Here is a 318-nt window from a genome sequence, read left to right on the forward strand (position 1 = left end):
TGGCTCGAAGGCCAAGACCGTGAAAAAGGCATCTACCGCATCGTTTTCGATACGGATAGCTACTTCGAGAAGCAAGGCAAAACCTGTTTCTACCCAAGCGTAAACTTTGACTTCCGTATCGAGAAGCCTGAAGAGCACTACCACGTGCCACTTCTAGTTTCTGCTTACGGCATCTCTACGTACCGAGGCAGCTAAGCGCATGGCGACTTACAAACTCACACCTAAGCCACTTACAGCTGAGGCATTTGCGCCTTTCGGTGAAGTGGTTCAGTGCGATGGCAACAAGCCAATCATGATCAATGATGGCAACACAGAGCG

At 50.0% G+C, this 318-nt stretch carries 2 protein-coding genes; both read left to right on the plus strand.

Annotation, left to right across the window (positions count from 1 at the left end; all coding sequences use genetic code 11):
• Positions 1-195, plus strand: a 195-nt coding sequence (locus A3739_RS08620; RefSeq protein WP_231877049.1) for a hydroxyisourate hydrolase, incomplete at its 5' end; no start/stop codon positions are given.
• Between the two features lie 4 nt (positions 196-199).
• Positions 200-318 (plus strand): ureidoglycolate lyase (locus A3739_RS28055; protein WP_197472213.1); only part of this gene is annotated, 119 nt, incomplete at its 3' end.

The organism is Oleiphilus sp. HI0067 (assembly GCF_001635735.1).